Source organism: Streptomyces sp. NPDC056738, from assembly GCF_042790435.1.
Classification (GTDB): domain Bacteria; phylum Actinomycetota; class Actinomycetes; order Streptomycetales; family Streptomycetaceae; genus Streptomyces.
The window spans coordinates 36598-54582 of record NZ_JBHTZF010000006.1; the positions used below are offsets into that span (position 1 = coordinate 36598).

Sequence of the window (17985 nt, forward strand, 5' to 3'; positions counted from 1 at the left end):
CAGTCGGTCCTCAGGTTCCGGTCGCAGTCGGTCCTGAGGTTCCGTTCACGGTCCGTCCTGAGGTTCGGTTCACAGTCGCTTCTGAGGTTCCCTGCGCAGTCGGGCTTGAGGTTCCATTCAATGGAGCGGCCGGGTGACGTGGATCAGCGCGACCGCGACGCTGCGACGCATGCCGATTCATCCCGAGACCCTCCGGCGCTTCGCGCACATCGAGGGCGTTCCCAGCATGCAGGCCTTCTTCGAGGACCCCCAGTACGCCGAGCGGCGGGTCGCGTTCGAGTCCTGGCCCGATTACGAAGTCCCCGACGTCGCGGTTCGCACGGCCCAGGCGCCCGGACCGCACGGCCCGGTACCGGTACGGATCTACGGCGAGCGCCCGGGAGCGGCCGAACGGCCCGCTCTGGTGTGGATGCACGGCGGCGCCTTCATGATGGGCGACCTGGACATGCCCGAGGCGGACTGGACCTCGCGGGAAGTGGCGCGACGTGCCGACGCGGTCGTGGTCTCGGTCGACTACAGGCTGTGCCAAAACGGCGTGCACTACCCGGTGCCCCACGACGACGTCGTGGCCGCGGTGCGCTGGGTCCGCGAGAACGCGGCCGAGCTGGGTGTCGACCCCGCGTGGATCTCGGTCGGCGGGGCCAGCGCCGGTGCCAACCTCGCCGCGGGAGCCGCCTTGAAGGTGCGCGACGAGGACCAACGGCCCCCCGCCCACCTGATCTTCGCCTACGGCGTCGCCCACGCGGTGCTCCCGCCGCTGAGTCCCGAGCACACCGAGCTGATGAGCCACGTGCCCGAAGTGCTCCACTTCCCACCGGAGACGCACGGCTTCTTCAATCACAACTATCTCGGTGGTCCGCTCAGCAAGGCCGACGGATACGCGTTCCCGATCCTGGCCGACCTGCGGGGGATGTGCCCGACGCTGGTGCTCAACGCCGAGTACGACGACCTGAGGGTCTCCGGCGAGGCCTTCACGGCCGCGCTCGCGGCCGCCGGCGTGGACGTGCGGCAGGTGATGGTGCGGTCGATGATGCACGGCTACCTCAATCTCCCGGCCACCTTGGGGCCGACCGCAGCCGCGCTGGACCTGATCGCGGGCACGGTCGGCCGGCCCGTGCAGCCCGGCGCATGAGCGCGCCGACCGCCCTGGCCGTCGAGCATCTCGGTTGCCCGCTCGGGCTCGGCGAGCCCGCGCCCCGGCTGTCGTGGCGGCTCCCTGGGGGCACGCGCACCCAGACCGCGTACCGGATCCGAGCGGAGTTCGGTGGCGTGGCACACGACTCGGACTGGGTCGAGTCCACGGGGACCGTCCTGGAGGCATGGCCGTTCGAGCCGCTCGGGTCGGCGCAGCCGGTGAGCTGGCGGGTGCGGGTGCGGACCGATCGAGGGGAGTCCGGGTGGTCGGCCGCGGCGAGCTTCGAGACGGGCCTGCTCGACACCGGGGACTGGACCGCTGCGTGGATCCGGCCGGTCGAGCCGGACCCGCTCCCGCAGGCCCCGCGCCCCGCGTACGAACTGCGCGGTCGCCTGGCCGTCCGGCAGCCCGTACGCCGCGCCCGGCTCTACGCGACGGCGCACGGTCTCTACGAGACGTTCCTCGACGGGGTCCGGGTCGGCGATCTGGAGCTGACCCCTGGGTACACGCACTACTCCGCGCGGGTGCCGGTTCAGGTCTACGACGTCGCTCCGCTGCTCCGGCCGGGGTCGGTCTCCTGGACGGCGCTGCTCAGCGACGGCTGGTTCCGCGGCCAGGTCGGGATCTTCCGCGCGGTCGATCAGTGGGGCGAACGCACCGCGTTCCTCGCGCAGTTGCACGTGGAGTACTCCGACGGCACCACCGAGGTGTTCGGCACCGACGCGGGCTGGGAGTCCCGGCGGTCGAGCCTCGTCCGCGCCGACCTGATCGACGGTGTGTCCGACGACCGGCTTGCCACCGACGCGGCGGGATGGCGCCCGGTGGAGCCGGCCGCACTTGGGTACGACACGCTGTTCTGGTCGCCGGCGCCACCGACGCGTCGCATCGAGGAGCTACGTCCGAGGTCGGTGGTACGACGCGGCGACGACCGTCAACTGGTCGACCTGGGCCAGAACATCAACGGCTGGGTCCGGCTGAGCGACCTCGGCCCGGCGGGCGGCGAGGTGACGCTCGTCCACGGTGAGGCCCTCGATCCGAACGGCGATCTCACCACCGACCACCTCAGACCCGCGGTGCCGTTCCTGCCCGCGCCGCTTCCCGCCGGGCAGGTGGACCGCGTCCTCTCCGCCGGCCGGCCCGGTGACGTGTTCGAGCCGCGGCACACGACCCACGGCTTCCGGTACGTCACCGTCGAGGGGCATCCCGACGATCTGACGCCGGAGGACGTCACCGGTGTCGTGGTGCACAGCGATCTGCGCCGCACGGGATGGTTCTCATGCAGCGACGAGCGGATCAACCGGCTCCACGAGGCCGCCGTGTGGAGCTTCCGCGACAACGCCTGCGACATCCCCACCGACTGCCCCCACCGGGAGCGGGCGGGGTGGACCGGCGACTGGCAGGTCTACGCGCCGACGGCCGCTTTCCTGTACGACGTCGCCGGATTCTCGGCCAAATGGCTGGGCGACGTCGCGATCGAGCAATGGCCCGACGGCACGATCGCCAACATCTCGCCGCACGGCCCGGCGGAGGGCCCGCACGGTCCCACCGCGTCCTTGCAGGGTTCGGCCGGGTGGGGTGACGCCGTCGTCATCGTGCCCTGGGAGCTCTACCGCGCGTACGGCGACGAGCGGATCCTGGCCGATCTGTGGCCGAAGATGGTGCGCTGGGTCGGCCGTGCCGAGCGGATGGCCGCCGAAGGCCGGCACCCCGGCCGCACCGGCCCGGTCGCGGCGCACGAGCGCCATCTGTGGGACACGGGCTTCCACTGGGGTGAGTGGCTGGAGCCGGGCGACGAGGTCGACGACTTCGGCGCTTTCGTCGCCGCCGACAAGAGCGATGTCGCGACGGCGTACTTCGCGCATTCGGCGGGGCTGATGGCCCGTATCGCCGGGGTGCTCGACAAGCCGGAGGAGTCGGCGCGCTACGCCGAGCTCGCCGACCGCGTCACCGCCGCCTGGCGCACCGAATTCCTCGCCGCCGACGGCACGGTGCGCCCGGCCACACAGGCCACCCTCGCGCGGGCGCTGACCTTCGGGCTCATCCCGCGGGAGGCCGTTCCGAACGCCGTGGCGCAGCTCGTCGGCCTCGTCCGGGCCGCGGGCACCCGTGTCGGCACCGGCTTCCTGGCGACGCCCTTCCTCCTGCCGGTGCTGGCCGAACACGGCGAGGCGGAACTCGCCTACGAGCTCCTGTTCCAGGACGGTCCGCCGTCCTGGCTGCACATGATCGATCGGGGTGCGACCACGATCTGGGAGCGCTGGAACGGGGTCTCGGACGACGGCACGCCCCACGAGTCGCTCAACCACTACTCGAAGGGGGCGGTGATCAGCTTCCTCCACCGTCACACCGCGGGGCTGCGGCCCCTCGATCCGGCCTACCGCCGCTTCCGGGTGGCCCCGCTTCCCGGCGGCGGTCTCACCGCGGCCTCCGCCGCGCTCGAGTCGCCCCATGGACGCATCGAGTCGGCGTGGCGGCTCAGAGGCGACCGGCTGCTTCTCGAGGTCGTCGTGCCCCCGGGCACGACCGCCGAGGTCGTCATGCCGAGCGGCGGAGGGGAGGTGGTCGGACCCGGCCGGCACACCTTCACGTCTTGAGAGCGGCCGGCGGCAAGGCCGCGCTGGGGGCGCCGAGGGCGCGCGAGATGCCCTGCGCGGCGATCCTCACCGCGTAGGTGAGCCGGCGTGGCTGCGCCTCGCGTTCGGGGAGCAGCACGCCGATCGCGGCGACCGCCTCGTCGCGTTCGTCGAAGACCGGTGCCGCCACCGCCACCAGCGTCTCCAGCTCGGTGCGACGGAAGATGGCCACCCGCTCCCTGCGCACTTCGGCGAGCGTGCGCCGCATCGCCGCGGCGGGAATGAGTACCTTGTCCGGCTCGCTGTGCAGCGGCCGTGCGAGCAGTTCGTCCTGCACCTCGGCCGGTGCGAAGGCGAGGAGCGCCAGCCCCATGCCGGTCGCGTGGAGGGGCATCTTGCCGCCGACCCGATACCGGACCTCGACCGCTCTGTGCGCCGAGAGACGCTCGACCAGGGTCGCCTCGAGACCGTCGCGGACCGCGAGCTGCACGTGCTGATGGGTGACCGCTCCCAGGTCGCTCATGAAGGGCAGAGCCGTCTGGCGCAGACCGTGTCCGCGCGGGGCGAGCGAGGCGACCTCCAGCAGCCGCAGGCCGATCGAGTACCGGCCGGCTTCGTCGCGTTCGAGAGCGCCCCAGTCGAGCAGCCGGCCGGCCAGCCGCAACGTCGTGCTGACCGGAATGGAGGTACGCACGCTCAGCTCACGCAACGTCAGATGCCGCCGTGTCGCGTCGAACGCGTCGAGCAGCGACAGCGCCCGGTCGATGACGGGTTCCCCCTGCGGTGGGCGCTTGCCCCGGCGTCGGGTCGGGGCGGCGGCCGTTTCGCTCACAAATAGCACCTTCCGGTTAAGCGCGCGTTTCAATCAATGGCAATCATTGCTGACTTGTGTGACTGGCGCCACTCATTGTTCTCCCCAAGTCGGGCCAAGGCCCCGACCCGGACAACCGAGAGGCTTCGATGACCGGCTTCACCTTCAAGCGTCTGGGAGTCAGCACGCTGGCTCTGGCGGTAGCCACCGTCTCTCTGGCGGCGTGCGGCTCTTCGACGAACAGCGCTGATCGCTCTTCGGGCACCACACTCACCATCGGCTACGACTCCGACCCGGCACCGCAGGGCTACGACCCCCTGCTCTACGGCGGTGGCCAGCGACTCTTCTACGAGTCGGCCTACCAGTCGCTCTTCGCGGAGGGCGCCGACGGTCAGCCCGTCCCCGAACTCGTCTCGAGCTTCAGCTACAACAAGGCCAAGACGCAGATGACGCTGAAGCTCAAGTCCGGTGTCACCTTCACCGACGGCTCCAAGCTCACCGCCCAGCTCGTCAAGGCGAACCTCGACCGTCGCGGCAACTCCAAGCTCCAGGCCTACTCCGGCTTCGCCAAGGGCGGCTCGACGGAGATCAAGGGCGTCAAGGCCGCGAGCGCGGACACCGTGGTGCTCACCTTCCCCACCGCGCAGGGGTCGTTCCAGACGAACCTCGCGGGCGTCCCCGGGGCGATCGTCGGAGCGAAGGCGATCAGCGACCCCAGCCTGCTCAACCGGGGCCCGGACGGCTCGGGGCCGTACAAGATGCGCACCGCGGTCAAGGGCAGCAGCTACACGATGAGCCGCCAGCCCGGCACGGACAAGGCCACCTACCCGTTCCAGACGATCGTCTACAAGCCCTACCTTGACAAGAACGCCCGTCTGAACGCGCAGATCTCCGGCCAGAGCGACGCGTCGCTCCTCGACACGTCCACGAAGCAGACGGCGGCGTCCAACGGCGTCTCGCTGGCCAGGAACGGCGGCACGATGCTGGACCTGCTGGTCTTCGACAAGACCGGGGTCAGCTCGAAGCCGTTCGCCGACAAGGACGTCCGCCGCGCACTGAGCTACGCGATCGACCGGGCCGCCTTCGTCAAGACCGTGGCCAAGGGCGCCGAGCCGACGGTCAACGCCTTCCCCAAGTCCTCCCCCGGCTACGACCCCACGCTGAACACGCGGTACGCCTACGACGTCGCCGAGGCGAAGCGGACGCTGACGAAGGCCGGTTACCCGAACGGGTTCTCGTTCAAGATCACCGCCAGCCCGACGAATCAGGCCGCGCTGGAGTTCCTGCAGAACCAGTTCAAGGCGATCGGCGTCGACATGAAGATCGACGTCACCACCTCGACCGGACAGCTCTTCGCCGCGGTCAACACCCAGCCGCTCGGCTTCCTCCCGCTGACGATGAGCAACGAGATCGGCGTCACCGCAGGGGTTCTCGTGGGCGGCTTCGCCAACCCGCACAAGGCTCAGGACCCGGTGATCGGGGCCGCGCTCGGGGCGGCGTCGAACGCATCCGGCGCGGACCACCCCGCCGCGCTGAAGAAGCTGAACGGCGCGCTGATCGACGAGGGCTGGCTGATCCCGGTCGCCGAGCAGTACGCGTACGTCGGCTACGACGCCAAGACGCTCAAGGCGCCGAACTACCCCGGCACCGACGGCTACCCGCTGCTGAGCTCCTTCAAGCCGGCCGCCTGACCGTTCCCCCGCGGTCGGCCGGAGGTCCTCATGACCGTCGGCCGGCCGACGGGACGGCGTGCCCGGTGCCGTGATCCCGGAAAGGACCCCATGTCATGTTCACCTATGTCGCCCGTCGTATCGGGCTCGGTGTCGTCACCGTCCTGGTGGCGTCCGCCCTGAGCTTCCTCCTGGTGCACGCCTCCGGCGGCAGCCCAGGAGCCATCACCGCCGGGGAGGGGGCGACCAGGGCCCAGATCGCGGCGGAGAACGCCCGGCTCGGCTGGGACCGCCCGCTCGTCGCCCAGTACGCGAGCTGGCTCGGACACGCCGTCCGCAGCGACCTCGGGGTCTCGCTGATCGACGGTCACGACATCTGGCCGGACCTGATGCAGCGCGTACCGGTCACCGCTTCGACGGCGGTCCTCGCGACCCTGTTCAGCGCGGTCCTGGGAATCCTGGCCGGAGTCGTGGCGGCGGTGCGCCGGGGCAGAATCGATCGCCTGATCACCGTGACCAGCGGAATCATGCTCTCCCTGCCGCAGTTCTGGCTCGGCATCCTGCTGGTGTACGTGCTCTCGGTGAAGGCCCATCTGCTGCCCGCCACCGGCTACGTCGGGTTCACGGCCTCGCCGGCGCAGTACGTCCGGAGCCTGGTTCTCCCGGTGCTCGCGCTGGGGCTGACCGGAGCGGCGATCATCGCCCGCACGACCAGGGCCGGCATGGCCGACGCGCTGCAGCAGGAGCACATCCGCACCCTGCGAGCCCTCGGCACGCCGGTCTGGCGGATCCGCTACCTGCACGCCCTCCGCTTCGCCGGTGCGCCGGTGGTGTCGGTGATCGGCATCCAGTTCATCGCCCTGTTCGGCGGCTCGGTCATCATCGAGCAGCTCTTCGCGCTGCCCGGTCTCGGCCAGGCCGCCCAGGGCGCGATCAACACCCACGACTTCCCCGCCGTCCAGGGCGTCGTCGTCATCGCCACCGTGGTCGTGGTCCTCACCAATCTGGTCCTCGACCTCGTCCTCGCCGCCCTCGACCCGAAGGTTCGTGCCGCGTGAACGCCTTCACCGAAACCGTCCAGGTGCCCGCGGCGTCCGAACCGACGTCCGGCCGGCGCCGACTGCCGGCCCCCCTGCGCCGCCCCGTCACCGTGCTCGCGAGCGCGTGGCTGGCCGCGATCGTGATCGCCTCGGCGACCGCGCGCTGGTGGGTGCCGTTCCCTGTCGGCGCGCAAGACGCCGCCCACGCCCTGACGGGTCCTTCCGGCAGGCACTGGCTCGGCACCGACGAACTGGGCCGCGACATCTTCTCCCGGATCGTCACCGGTGGCTGGATCTCGATCGGCCCGGCGCTGCTGGCCGTGGCGGTCGCCTTCTGTGTCGGCGTGCCGATGGCGTTGCTCGCGGCCGAGCACGATCGCAGGATCGAGGGGACCTTCAGCCGCGTCGCCGAGCTGCTCCTGGCACTGCCGACCACCGTGATCCTGCTCGCCTTCGTCGGCGCGGTGGGGGTCCATGTCTGGGCCATCATGGCCGTGCTCGGCCTTCTGCTCGCGGCGCCGGTGTACCGGATCCTGCTCGCTCTCGCCCAGTCGCTGCGCACCCGCCTCTACGTCGACGCGGCGAAGGTGAACGGCGTCGGCTCCCTCCTGGTGAACGTGCGTCACGTGCTGCCCGGCATGGCGACCACGATCGCCGTCCAGGCGGCGCAGCTCTTCGCGCTCGGCATCCTGATCGAGGCCGGCCTGGCCTTCATGGGCTACGGACCGGCGATACCGGCGCCGAGCTGGGGCGGTCTCATCGGCGACGCTCAGCAGCACATCTACGACGACGCCTGGATGATGGTTCCCACCGGCGTCGTGCTCGCACTGACCGTGGTCGCGGCCAACCAGATCGCCGACGCCCTGGCCGGTGAGCGGAAGCGGACCGCCCCCGCCCGCCGCCCCGTGCGACGAACGGGTCGGTCCGTGGCAGCGGCCTCGGCCGCGGACGAGGCATCTCCTCGGACCGACGGAGCCCTGCTCGAGGTGCGCGATCTGCACGTCAAGGTCGTGGAGGGCACGGAACTGGTCACCGGTGTCTCGGTGTTGGTCCGGCCCGGCACCGTGCTCGGCCTGGTCGGCGAGTCCGGGTGCGGCAAGACGATGACCGCGCGGTCGCTGATCGGACTGCTGCCCGACGGCGTCGAGGTCGGCGCCGGCTCCATCCTCTTCGAGGGCCGGGATCTGGTCGGGCTCTCCGACAAGCAGTACGAGGCCGTCCGCGGGCGGGACATCGCGCTCATCTCACAGGAGCCGATGGTCGCGCTCGACCCGATGTTCTCCATCGGCCATCAACTCACCCGGCCCATCCGCCGCTTGCGCCAGGTCGGCCGCGACGAGGCCCGCCGCGTCGCACTGGACCTGCTCGCCCAGGTCGGCATCGTCGACCCCGAGCGCGTCCTGCGCAGCCACCCTCACACGCTGTCGGGCGGCATGGCCCAGCGCGTCTGCATCGCCCTCGCGCTCACCGGCTCGCCGAAGCTCCTGATCGCCGACGAGCCGACCACCGCCCTGGACGTGACCGTGCAGGCGGAGATACTCAGCCTGCTGCGCTCGCTCGTGCGCAGCACCGGCCTGTCGGTCGTTCTGGTCAGTCACGACCTCGGTGTGGTGGCCGACCTGTGCAACGACGTCGCCGTCATGTACGCCGGTCAAGTGGTCGAGTCCGGGACCGTGACCGCGGTCCTGGACCGGGCCGCGCATCCCTACACGAGCGCGTTGCTGAGCGCGAACCCCCACATCCCGCGGGGCGAGGCGGTCCCGGACCGGCTGCCCTCGATCCGCGGCACGGTGCCGGCGCCGAAGGACTGGCCCGCCGGCTGCCGGTTCGCGAGCCGGTGTCCCCTGGTCACCCCCGAGTGTCACGAGCCGATCGCGGCGGCGCCGGCGCACGGCGCGGGTACCGCGCGCTGCATCCATCCGCTGACCCTGGCGCCGAGCACGGCCACGCCGAACGAATCCGGAGTCGTCCGATGAACCAGTCAGCCCTCCGCGTGCGGGATCTCGTCGTCCACTACGGACGTCGTCGCAGGACGCCCCCCGCCGTCGACGGGGTCAGCTTCGACATCGCGCCGGGCGAGACCCTCGGTCTCGTCGGTGAGTCCGGCTCCGGCAAGTCGACCATCGGCAAGGCGATCCTGGGACTCCAGGCGGCGAGTTCCGGGTCGATCACGCTGAACGGGACGGACATCACCACGGCCTCGCTGCGACAGCGGCGGGTCAGCGCGATCGACCTGCGGGTGGTCTTCCAGGACCCCTACTCCTCGCTCAACCCGGCCCAGAGCATCGGCCGGACCCTGGTCGAGCCGCTCCGGGTGCTGCGTGTCCCGAAGCCGGAGCAGTGGCAGCGGGCCAAGGAGGCGCTCGAGGCGGTCGGTCTGCCGGGCGACGCGATCGACCGCTCTCCGTCGCAGCTCTCCGGCGGTCAGCGTCAACGCGTGGCGATCGCCCGTGCCCTGGTCTGCGACCCGAAGGTGATCGTGCTCGACGAGCCGGTCAGCGCGCTCGATCTCTCGACCCAGGCGCAGGTGCTGAACCTGCTGGCCGATCTGCGTGACCGACGGCAACTCGCCCTGCTCTTCATCGCGCACGACTTGGGTGTCGTCCGGTTCCTCTCCCAGCGGGTCGTCGTGCTCTACCGCGGCCAGGTGATGGAGCAGGGAGATGTCGAGTCGGTGACGCAGGACCCGCGCCACCCCTACACCGTCGCGCTGACCGCGGCGGCTCCCGTGCCCCATCCAGCCGAGCAGGCGCACCGCCGCGCCGCGCGCGAAGCGCTGGGCATCGGCGCGGCCGGGACGGCGGCGGCCGCACCGACGGGCTGTCCGTTCGTGCACCGGTGCCCGCTCGCGGGGGATCTCTGCCGCACCGAACGGCCCCCTCTCACCGGCACCGGTGACACCTCCGCGGCCTGCCATCGCCTCGACGAGGTCGCCGCGCTCCGTGCCACCCACTGACCCTCGCACCCCTTACGGAGATCCCATGCACCAGTTCCCCGCCGGCTTCCTCTGGGGAGTGGCCAGTGCCGGCCATCAGACCGAGGGCGACAACGTGTCCAGTGACTGCTGGTTCGCCGAGAACGTGACACCGACCGTCTTCAAGGAGCGGTCGGGCAAGGCGTGCGACGGCTGGGAACGCTGGCGCGAGGATGTCGACCTGGCCGCCGCCCTGAACCTCAACGCCTACCGCTTCTCCGTCGAATGGGCGCGCGTCGAGCCCGTCGAAGGCGAGTTCTCCGCCGCGGCCCTTGCCCACTACGAGGCGATCGTCGACCACTGCGTCGCGCGGGGTCTGGCACCGGTCGTCACGTTCCACCACTTCGTCGCCCCGCACTGGTTCGCCGCGCGCGGCGGATGGCTCGACGCCGAGGCCCCGGAGCGGTTCGCGCGCTTCTGCGATCGGATCATGACGGCCTTCGGCGACCGGATCGCGGTGGCGGTGACCATGAACGAACCCAACCTGCCGCCGATGCTGGCCTGGGCCGGGCTGCCGGACTTCGTCAGGGACCTCGAGCGGGCGACGCTGGAGGCCTGCACCCGGGCGGCCGGCGTCGAGCGCTACCGGCTCACCAACATCACGCTCGCCGAGGAGGCCGGCGCCCTGCTCGCGGGCCAGGAGGCCGGGCACCGTGCGGCTCGCGCGGCGATCAAGGCGCGTCGCGCGGATCTTCCCGTCGGCCTGTCGATCGCGATCGTCGACGACCTCGTCCACGGCCCGGACCCCGCCCTGCGGGACCGCAAGCGCGCCGAGGTTTATCAGCCCTGGCTCGAGCTCGCTCGCGAGGACGACTTCATCGGCGTCCAGAACTACGAGCGGCATTACTACGACGCGAAGCGTGCGGTGAACCCCGACGGCACACCCGCCGAGGGCGGGGTGATGAACCGCACCGACCCGGCGTCGCTCGGGAGCTGCGCGGAATACGCCCACGCGGTGAGCGGCGTGCCGGTCCTGGTCACCGAGCACGGCATGCAGGCGGACGACGACTCGAAGCGCGCCGGTTTCATCGAGCCGTCGCTGGCAGGTCTCCAGCAGGCGATGGACCGCGGCGTCCCCGTGCTCGGCTACTTCCACTGGACGCTCATGGACAACTTCGAGTGGATCTTCGGCTTCAGGCCCAAGTTCGGGCTGCACAGCGTCGACCCCGTCACCTTCGAGCGCACACCGAAACCGAGCGCGGGCCGCTACGGCGACCTGGTCGCGGAGCTGCGCCGTGGATGAGGTGTCCGCCGTCCGCTTCGAACATCGCGACGATCCGCTCGGCATCGGGGAAGACCGCCCGCGGCTCTCCTGGCAGGTCGCGAGTCGGCAGCGGGGACGCCGACAGGCCGCCTACGAACTGACCGTCGGCGACGAGTTCTTCCACGTGGATTCGGCCGACTCCGTGCTGGTGCCGTGGCCCACGAGGCCGCTGGCGTCCCGCGAGGCGCGCGAGGTCCGGGTCCGCGTCGTCGGCACCGACGGCGAGGTCTCCGACTGGAGCGACGCGGTCAGCGTGGAACGCGGTCTCGACGCCGCCGACTGGAAGGCCACGCTGATCGAGCCGGCCGGGGACGAGCGAGGGCCGGCATCGCTCCTGCGACGCTCCTTCGTCACCGACGGCGAGATCGCCCGCGCCCGCCTCTACATCACGGCGCACGGGCTGTACGTGGCCGAACTCAACGGCGAGCGGGTCGGCGACGACGCCCTCGCCCCGGGGTGGACCAGCTACCACCACCGGTTGCGCTACCAGACCTACGACGTCACCGGGCAGGTGCGCGCCGGTGAGAACGCGATCGGGGTGCAGGTCGCCGACGGCTGGTGGCGAGGCCGGGTCGGGTTCGTGCCCGAGTGGCGGGACACCTACGGCAGTTCACTGGGGCTGCTCGCCCAACTCGAGATCGACTACGCCGACGGCCGGCGTCGGATCATCCCCACCGACGAGAGCTGGCGCTCCTCGACCGGGCCGATCCGGTCCGCGGATCTCTACGAGGGCGAGACCTACGACGCGACGATGGCGATCCCCGGCTGGTCATCTCCCGGATTCGACGACGTCGAGTGGGACGGTGTGCACCGCGGTGAGCGCGACCCCGCCACCCTGGTGGCTCCCTCGGGGCCGCCCGTCCGGGCCGTCGAGGAGCGCGTTCCGGTCGACACGATCACCACTCCCTCCGGCCGTACGGTCCTCGACTTCGGCCAGAACCTGGTGGGACGACTCCGCATCCGGGTGCGCGGCCGTCGCGGCGCGACCGTCACCCTGCGCCATGCCGAGGTCCTCGAGAGCGGCGAACTCGGAGTGCGACCGCTGCGCACGGCCACGGCCACGGACCGGTACGTGCTCGCCGGGGACGTCGGCGGCGAGAGCTGGGAGCCCTCCTTCACCTTTCACGGCTTTCGCTACGCCGAGGTGAGCGGTGACCACGACGCACTGGAGGCGACGGCGGTCGTCTACCACTCCGACATGCGCCGGACCGGCTGGTTCGAGTGTTCCGACCCCCTCCTCAACCGTCTGCACGAGAACGTCGTGTGGGGGATGCGCGGCAACTTCGTCGACGTCCCCACCGACTGTCCGCAACGTGACGAGCGCCTGGGCTGGACCGGCGACACGCAGGTCTTCGCGCCCACCGCCGCCTACCTCTTCGACTGCGCCGGCCTGCTCACCTCCTGGCTGGCCGATCTCGCCGCGGACCAGACGCCGGAGGGCGTCGTCCCGCTGTTCGTGCCGCGGATCGACTTCCCGGGCCCGTTCGCGGAACCGGCCGCGACGGCCGGCTGGAGCGACGCCGCGGTGATCGTCCCCTGGGTGCTCCACCAGCGGTTCGGCGATGCGGGGCTGCTCCGTCGCCAGTACCCGAGCATGCGGGCCTGGGTCGACGGCCTGACCGCGTCGCTGGGGCCGGCCGGCCTGTTCGACAAGCCGGCGTTGCAGCTCGGCGACTGGCTCGACCCGGCGGCACCCCCGGACGCGCCCTGGCAGGCCGAGACCGACGCGCACCTGGTGGCCACCGCCTACCGCGCGCACGTCGCCGGCCTGCTGTCACGGATCGCGGCGGTGATCGGCGAGGAAGCGGACGCGGCCAAGTACGGCGAGCTCGCGAGCGGAGTGCGGCAGGCGTTCCACGACGAGTACGTGACCCAGGGCGGCCGGATCGCCGACTCCGGGCAGACCGGCTATGCCCTGGCACTCGAGTTCGCCCTGCTGCCCGACGCCGGACAACGCGCGCGGGCGGCGCGGCAACTGGTCCGGCTGGTGCGGGAGAAGGGCCACAAGGTGGCCACGGGCTTCCTCGGTACCCCGCTGATCTGCGACGCCCTCACCTCCGCCGGAGCGATCGACGACGCGTACCAGATGCTGCTCCAGACCGAGTGCCCCTCCTGGCTGTATCCGGTGACGATGGGGGCCACCACGATCTGGGAACGCTGGGACTCCATGCTCCCCGACGGTTCGGTCAACCCAGGGGAGATGACGTCGTTCAACCACTACGCCCTGGGCGCGGTGGCCGACTGGATGCATCGCGTGGTCGCCGGGCTCGCGCCCGACGCGCCGGGCTACCGGTCCCTGCGGATCGAGCCCCGCCCCGGAGGACGGATCGCGTGGGCACGCACGGCGCACCGCACCCCCTACGGCTTGGCCGAGGTCGCGTGGGAGCGAGCCGAGGGTGAACTCCGCGTCGACGTCACCGTGCCGACCGGGTCGGTGGCGACGGTCGTCCTGCCGGGCCTCGAACCCCAGGAGATCGAATGCGGCAGCCACCACTTCGTGGTCCCGCACCCGGGCCCGTCGTCCGACCGCGAATGGCACCCGTCCCCGCCGTTCCCGCTCGACGAACTGGCCACTGAAGGAGACCACTGACGGACAAGGTCACGGGTTCGGCTGCCGCCACGGTGGCAGTCGTCCCGGCGACACCGGCGCCGCGATGGGCGGCTTCGGACTCCGCCTCCTCCGTCGCAGGGCGAGCAGCGGACGGACTCCTGGCACCGGCAAGGGATGGATGACGACCCGGCAGGGTTCTAGCCGGCGTTTCGAACGGCCTCGCCAGTAAGGGTGTTGGGGAGTGGCCCCGCCGGCTTGCCGCGCGGGGTGGTGTCATCGCTGGCTGGGCCGGGCGGTTGAATACGCAGATGAACGAATCTCTGCGGAGTCGACACTCAGTTGCGGACGAGAGGGAAGTAGACCGCCTGACATCTGCCGGTCGCAACATACGGGCCCTCGCGATGATGCGCTCATCATGATCCGAGTTCCCACCTGCGTACTCAGCAGCTTTCAGGCACCTCAGGTCTCCCACGGCCACGACCCCGATCTGTTCGTGCAGATCGGTTCGTTGACCAAGGCGCTCACCGCGACCGTCCTGACCGCCTTGGCCGACGACGGCGTCCTGAGCCTCGACGACCCGCTGGAGCTGTTCCTGTCGACGCCGAGCGGCACGGGGATCACTCTGCGCCAACTCGCCGAGCACACCTCGGGCCTTCCTCGCCTGCCTCCCGGCATCGGCGGGCGCGATCCCTACGTGGCGTTCGACGCCGGCGCACTGGACTCGGTCGCACGGAACCTCGACACCCTGGTCACCGCTCCCGCGGGGACGGTCGAGGAGTATTCCAACCTCGGATACGCGCTCCTGGGCGCGGCTCTGGTCGCGGCAACCAGCACCCCGTACGAGGAACTCCTGCACCGCCACCTCCTCGACCCCCTCGGCATCGCCGATGTCGCCACCGATCCGCCGTCCGGCAGACGACTGTGCCGCACGGGGCTGTTCGGCCGACCTCGCCGGGACTGGACCATGGACGGCGCGATTCTCCCCGCCGGCGGCCTGTGGGCCACTCCCCGGGCCGCCGCCCGACTCCTCACCGACCTGCTGGTCGACCGCAAACTGGGTGAACCGGCACCGGCCTGGCAGAAGGCGGGAAACCTCCTGTGGCACAACGGCGCGACAGGCAGCGCGTCCGTCTTCGCGGGAGCCTCACCGCAGGGCTGGATCCTTGTCCACCGCCTGTCCGCCCGAAGCACCGTGACGGACAAAATCGCCCTGGACACGCTCAGACGGTTCATCGGGCCCCGAGCTTGACGCCGGGACGGGCAAGGCGACCTCAGTGTTCGTGCTCTGCTCGCGGGGCGTGATTGAGCGCTCCAGACACAGGGAATTGTGCTCTTCGGGGCTCACCCCCGGAGGGACGTGGCGCCGAGGGTCTGTGAGGTGTGCATGGCTGGTTCGCGGGCCGAGTCGGGGTCGGACGACTTGCTGGAGCGCTGGGATCAGCGGGGGCTGGCCATCGCTTGTCTCGTCGCCGTCTGCGGATCGGTGGCCGCCGCGCTCTTCGGACTGTCCGCCGCCTGGCAGATGCCGTTCCTGTTCACGGCGGTCTACGCAATCCTCCGCGCGCTCGTCCCCATCACCTCGTCCCGGCGGGAACTGACCGATCTCCGCGCCGAAGTCCAACTGCTGCGGCGGGACTTCGACCAGGTGAACTCGTCACGTATAGAGCACTATCCGGACGCGGCGGCCTTCTACAAAGCGGAGGTCGACTACCTCGTCAACCGCTGCCCCAGCCACATGGACGCCTGGTACATGCGGCTGGAGACCCCGGACGACTTCAGCGCGTCGTCCGCGGCCTTCTCGGACTACTTCCAGGCGGTACTCGACTGGGCGCACAACGGCGGCTCCGTACGACGCCTGTTCTGCCTAGGCTCGTCCAGAGGGTATGCCGGCTGGACGGCACGGCACCGAGAACAGACCCGCCACCTGCGCAGCTACAGCATCCGGGAGGTGACGTGGCCCATCAAGGCCGACCTCATGAGCATGGCCATCATGGACACGAGCGCGGTGTTCCTCGCATTCACCGTCGGTGACCGGGTCCAGGGCATGCGTATCGAAGACAGCGAGGCCGCGGCGTATTTCAAGTCGTACTTCGACCGGCACTGGGAGAACGCCCGAGAGGTGGCGAGTGTCCGTACGCCTTGAGGCGTGTTCCGGCTGTCCGCGTAGTCAGGTGGCGGAGCGGAAAGTGCCTTTCCGGCCTGGAAGTCCGGGGTCGGAAAGGCACCTTCACGCTTTCGTATCGGCAACGGCCGCGCTCGCACGCGACAGTGCGGCTATGGCCGCTGCTTCAGCCGGTCGACGACGGCCCACTCCACCACGTGTGACAGTTGGATGTACGTCTTGTCGCCGGACGCCGAGGTCCGTTCGTCGCGGAAGCCCAGGAATGCATAGGACTTCGGGTCGAAGATGAGGTACTTGCCCTTCGCGAAGGGACTCTTGGGGCAGGAAATCCCCACACCGGTGCGCCCGGCGGAATCCTTCACTCCGGGAATCGCCTCGACACCGGGCACGAGGGCCAGTGCCTTGTACGCGGCGGGACGCAGCCCCTGGGGCAGGACCGGCCACTTCAGGAGCTCACCGAGCATGAAGTAGGCGTCGAACCAGTCCTGTTCGGTGAAGTCGCTCGTCGACCTGTCGGAACGTCCGCTGCCGGCGATGGCCGGAATGAGTTTCTCCGGATCGGTGGGCAGCTTCTTCAGCTTCCTCCATTCCCGAGGCGGCCACACGCTCTCGCCGTTCTTCAAGGGCTCCTCCCAGATCACGCGGCCGAGTTCCATGGTCAAGGAGCGCTTGGAACCGTCCACCGAGTCCCAGTTGACGTCCACGTAGGTCTTGACCGCGCCCGTCCCGCGTTCCGTCTCCTTGATGATCCGCTTCGAGTAGATGAACTGGTCGTCGCGCGGAGCGACAGGCCTCTCGTCCCTGCCCGTCTGCGCCGCCGCCCCGTTCAGCACGATCACGGCATTGACGTTCTCCATCCTCGGGCTCGCTGTGCCCGAGGCGCGGCCGGTCCGGCCGGAGCGGTCGCCATCGTCCGCGCCGCGTTCGGTGATCACCACCGCTGTTCCCGTGACCGCCACCGCGACCACCGCGGCTGTCGCGAGGCGGAACGCGTGCCGTCGGCTGGGGGCCGGACCGGGGTGCTGCTGCGCACGCGCGATCGTGTTGAGCAGTTGGTGGCGGGCCTTCGCCCGGACCGGGTCGGCGAGCGGGACGGTGTCCGCGTCCCAGTCCCGCAGGAGTTCGAGTTCGTCAGTCATGGCCGGGTACCTCTCGCAGTGTCGTCGGATCGGATCCGCCCAACGCGTCGCGCACCTTGTTGCGGGCCCGGTGCAGTCGTGATCTGACCGTGCCGATGGGGACGCCGAGGGCCTGGGCCACCTCCTCGTAGCCGAGACCGCCCCACGCCACCAGCAGCAGCACGTCCCGGTGCCGTGCGGGCAGCGAGGCCAGTGCCTCCGCCAGTTCGCGGCCCACGGCTTGTGCCCCGACCCGGGCCGCGGCACGGTCGGCCAGTGGCTCCTCGTGATCGGCCGGAGCCGGGACCCGGGCCATGGCTTTGAAGCGACGACCCTCGGCCCGCCGGTGCCGGGCGACCAGATTGGTCGCTATGCCGAACAGCCAAGGGCGGGCGCCGTCGCCCGTGGCGCGCGAAGGGTCGTACCGGTGCCGTTGCTGGAAGGCGGTGGTGAAGGTCTCCGCCACGAGGTCGTCCGCGGGCTCGCCGCCGAGCCTGCGGGCCAGGTAGCGATGGACGTCATCCGCGTACCGGTCGAAAAGTGCGGCGAATGCTTCGGGCTCATCCCGGGACCGTGCAATCACCGAGGCATCGCTCTCCGCCCCCGTGCGGACGCCTGGTTCGACGGTCATCGGGGCTCCTCTCGTCTTGGGGAACGTGCTTCGAAGGCTTGGGCTTTCATCCCTCCTTCACCGCTCGCCCCCGGCGAGTTCCCTCGAGCCCCTCGG

The 17985-nt window shown here is 70.7% G+C and carries 13 protein-coding genes; 10 read left to right on the forward strand and 3 right to left on the reverse strand.

What is annotated here, in order from left to right; all coding sequences use genetic code 11:
* The first annotated feature begins 169 nt into the window (after window positions 1–169).
* Window positions 170–1132, forward strand: coding sequence for an alpha/beta hydrolase (locus ACFRIC_RS17240; protein ID WP_382786077.1), 963 nt, complete (start codon window positions 170–172; stop codon window positions 1130–1132).
* Complete coding sequence (locus tag ACFRIC_RS17245; RefSeq protein WP_382786080.1) at window positions 1129–3729, forward strand: family 78 glycoside hydrolase catalytic domain; 2601 nt, start codon at window positions 1129–1131, stop codon at window positions 3727–3729. Before ACFRIC_RS17240 ends, ACFRIC_RS17245 begins: the two co-directional genes overlap by 4 nt.
* On the opposite strand, the gene ACFRIC_RS17250 is transcribed toward ACFRIC_RS17245, so the two are convergent.
* On the reverse strand, window positions 3719–4540 hold the full coding sequence (locus ACFRIC_RS17250) for an IclR family transcriptional regulator (protein WP_382786083.1): 822 nt from the start codon (window positions 4538–4540) through the stop codon (window positions 3719–3721). The genes ACFRIC_RS17245 and ACFRIC_RS17250 overlap by 11 nt on opposite strands.
* 128 nt (window positions 4541–4668) lie before the next feature.
* On the opposite strand from ACFRIC_RS17250, the gene ACFRIC_RS17255 reads away from it, so the two are divergent.
* The 8 genes from ACFRIC_RS17255 to ACFRIC_RS17290 all read left to right on the forward strand — a co-directional run bounded on the left by ACFRIC_RS17255 (window position 4669) and on the right by ACFRIC_RS17290 (window position 16161).
* Window positions 4669–6210 (forward strand): ABC transporter substrate-binding protein, encoded by a 1542-nt coding sequence (locus ACFRIC_RS17255; protein WP_382786087.1) that lies wholly within the window; start codon window positions 4669–4671, stop codon window positions 6208–6210.
* Window positions 6211–6305: 95 nt separating this feature from the next.
* Window positions 6306–7247, forward strand: a complete 942-nt coding sequence (locus tag ACFRIC_RS17260; RefSeq protein ID WP_382786090.1) for an ABC transporter permease — start codon at window positions 6306–6308, stop codon at window positions 7245–7247.
* Window positions 7244–9205 carry a dipeptide/oligopeptide/nickel ABC transporter permease/ATP-binding protein gene (locus tag ACFRIC_RS17265; RefSeq protein WP_382786093.1) on the forward strand — a complete coding sequence of 654 codons (1962 nt, stop codon included), beginning with the start codon at window positions 7244–7246 and terminating at the stop codon, window positions 9203–9205. The genes ACFRIC_RS17260 and ACFRIC_RS17265 overlap by 4 nt, the downstream gene beginning before the upstream one ends.
* Entirely contained in the window at window positions 9202–10185 is a 984-nt protein-coding gene (locus tag ACFRIC_RS17270; protein ID WP_382786097.1) for an ABC transporter ATP-binding protein, read from the forward strand. The genes ACFRIC_RS17265 and ACFRIC_RS17270 overlap by 4 nt, the downstream gene beginning before the upstream one ends.
* A 25-nt stretch (window positions 10186–10210) precedes the next feature.
* A complete protein-coding gene (locus tag ACFRIC_RS17275; RefSeq protein WP_382786100.1) occupies window positions 10211–11446 on the forward strand; it encodes a family 1 glycosylhydrolase in 1236 nt (411 codons plus the stop codon).
* Window positions 11439–14057 (forward strand): glycoside hydrolase family 78 protein, encoded by a 2619-nt coding sequence (locus ACFRIC_RS17280; RefSeq protein WP_382786103.1) that lies wholly within the window; start codon window positions 11439–11441, stop codon window positions 14055–14057. The genes ACFRIC_RS17275 and ACFRIC_RS17280 overlap by 8 nt, the downstream gene beginning before the upstream one ends.
* A 376-nt stretch (window positions 14058–14433) precedes the next feature.
* Complete coding sequence (locus ACFRIC_RS17285; RefSeq protein WP_382786106.1) at window positions 14434–15267, forward strand: serine hydrolase domain-containing protein; 834 nt, start codon at window positions 14434–14436, stop codon at window positions 15265–15267.
* A gap of 135 nt (window positions 15268–15402) precedes the next feature.
* Window positions 15403–16161 carry a hypothetical protein gene (locus tag ACFRIC_RS17290; RefSeq protein ID WP_382786108.1) on the forward strand — a complete coding sequence of 253 codons (759 nt, stop codon included), beginning with the start codon at window positions 15403–15405 and terminating at the stop codon, window positions 16159–16161.
* 131 nt (window positions 16162–16292) lie between these two features.
* Here ACFRIC_RS17290 and ACFRIC_RS17295 read toward each other — a convergent pair whose 3' ends face one another.
* Window positions 16293–17279 carry a CU044_5270 family protein gene (locus ACFRIC_RS17295; RefSeq protein WP_382786111.1) on the reverse strand — a complete coding sequence of 329 codons (987 nt, stop codon included), beginning with the start codon at window positions 17277–17279 and terminating at the stop codon, window positions 16293–16295.
* Entirely contained in the window at window positions 17272–17889 is a 618-nt protein-coding gene (locus tag ACFRIC_RS17300; RefSeq protein WP_382786114.1) for an RNA polymerase sigma factor, read from the reverse strand. The genes ACFRIC_RS17295 and ACFRIC_RS17300 overlap by 8 nt, the downstream gene beginning before the upstream one ends.
* Between the last annotated feature and the right edge of the window lie 96 nt (window positions 17890–17985).

Excerpts from the sequence above, each read along its gene's own strand:
- ACFRIC_RS17240 (WP_382786077.1), top strand. The coding sequence starts at position 170 with ATGCCGATTCATCCCGAGACCCTCCGGCGCTTCGCGCACATCGAGGGC.
- ACFRIC_RS17245 (WP_382786080.1), top strand. The coding sequence starts at position 1,129 with ATGAGCGCGCCGACCGCCCTGGCCGTCGAGCATCTCGGTTGCCCGCTC.
- ACFRIC_RS17255 (WP_382786087.1), top strand. The coding sequence starts at position 4,669 with ATGACCGGCTTCACCTTCAAGCGTCTGGGAGTCAGCACGCTGGCTCTG.
- ACFRIC_RS17260 (WP_382786090.1), top strand. The coding sequence starts at position 6,306 with ATGTTCACCTATGTCGCCCGTCGTATCGGGCTCGGTGTCGTCACCGTC.
- ACFRIC_RS17270 (WP_382786097.1), top strand. The coding sequence starts at position 9,202 with ATGAACCAGTCAGCCCTCCGCGTGCGGGATCTCGTCGTCCACTACGGA.
- ACFRIC_RS17275 (WP_382786100.1), top strand. The coding sequence starts at position 10,211 with ATGCACCAGTTCCCCGCCGGCTTCCTCTGGGGAGTGGCCAGTGCCGGC.
- ACFRIC_RS17285 (WP_382786106.1), top strand. The coding sequence starts at position 14,434 with ATGATCCGAGTTCCCACCTGCGTACTCAGCAGCTTTCAGGCACCTCAG.
- ACFRIC_RS17290 (WP_382786108.1), top strand. The coding sequence starts at position 15,403 with ATGGCTGGTTCGCGGGCCGAGTCGGGGTCGGACGACTTGCTGGAGCGC.
- ACFRIC_RS17295 (WP_382786111.1), bottom strand. The coding sequence starts at position 17,279 with ATGACTGACGAACTCGAACTCCTGCGGGACTGGGACGCGGACACCGTC.
- ACFRIC_RS17300 (WP_382786114.1), bottom strand. The coding sequence starts at position 17,889 with ATGACCGTCGAACCAGGCGTCCGCACGGGGGCGGAGAGCGATGCCTCG.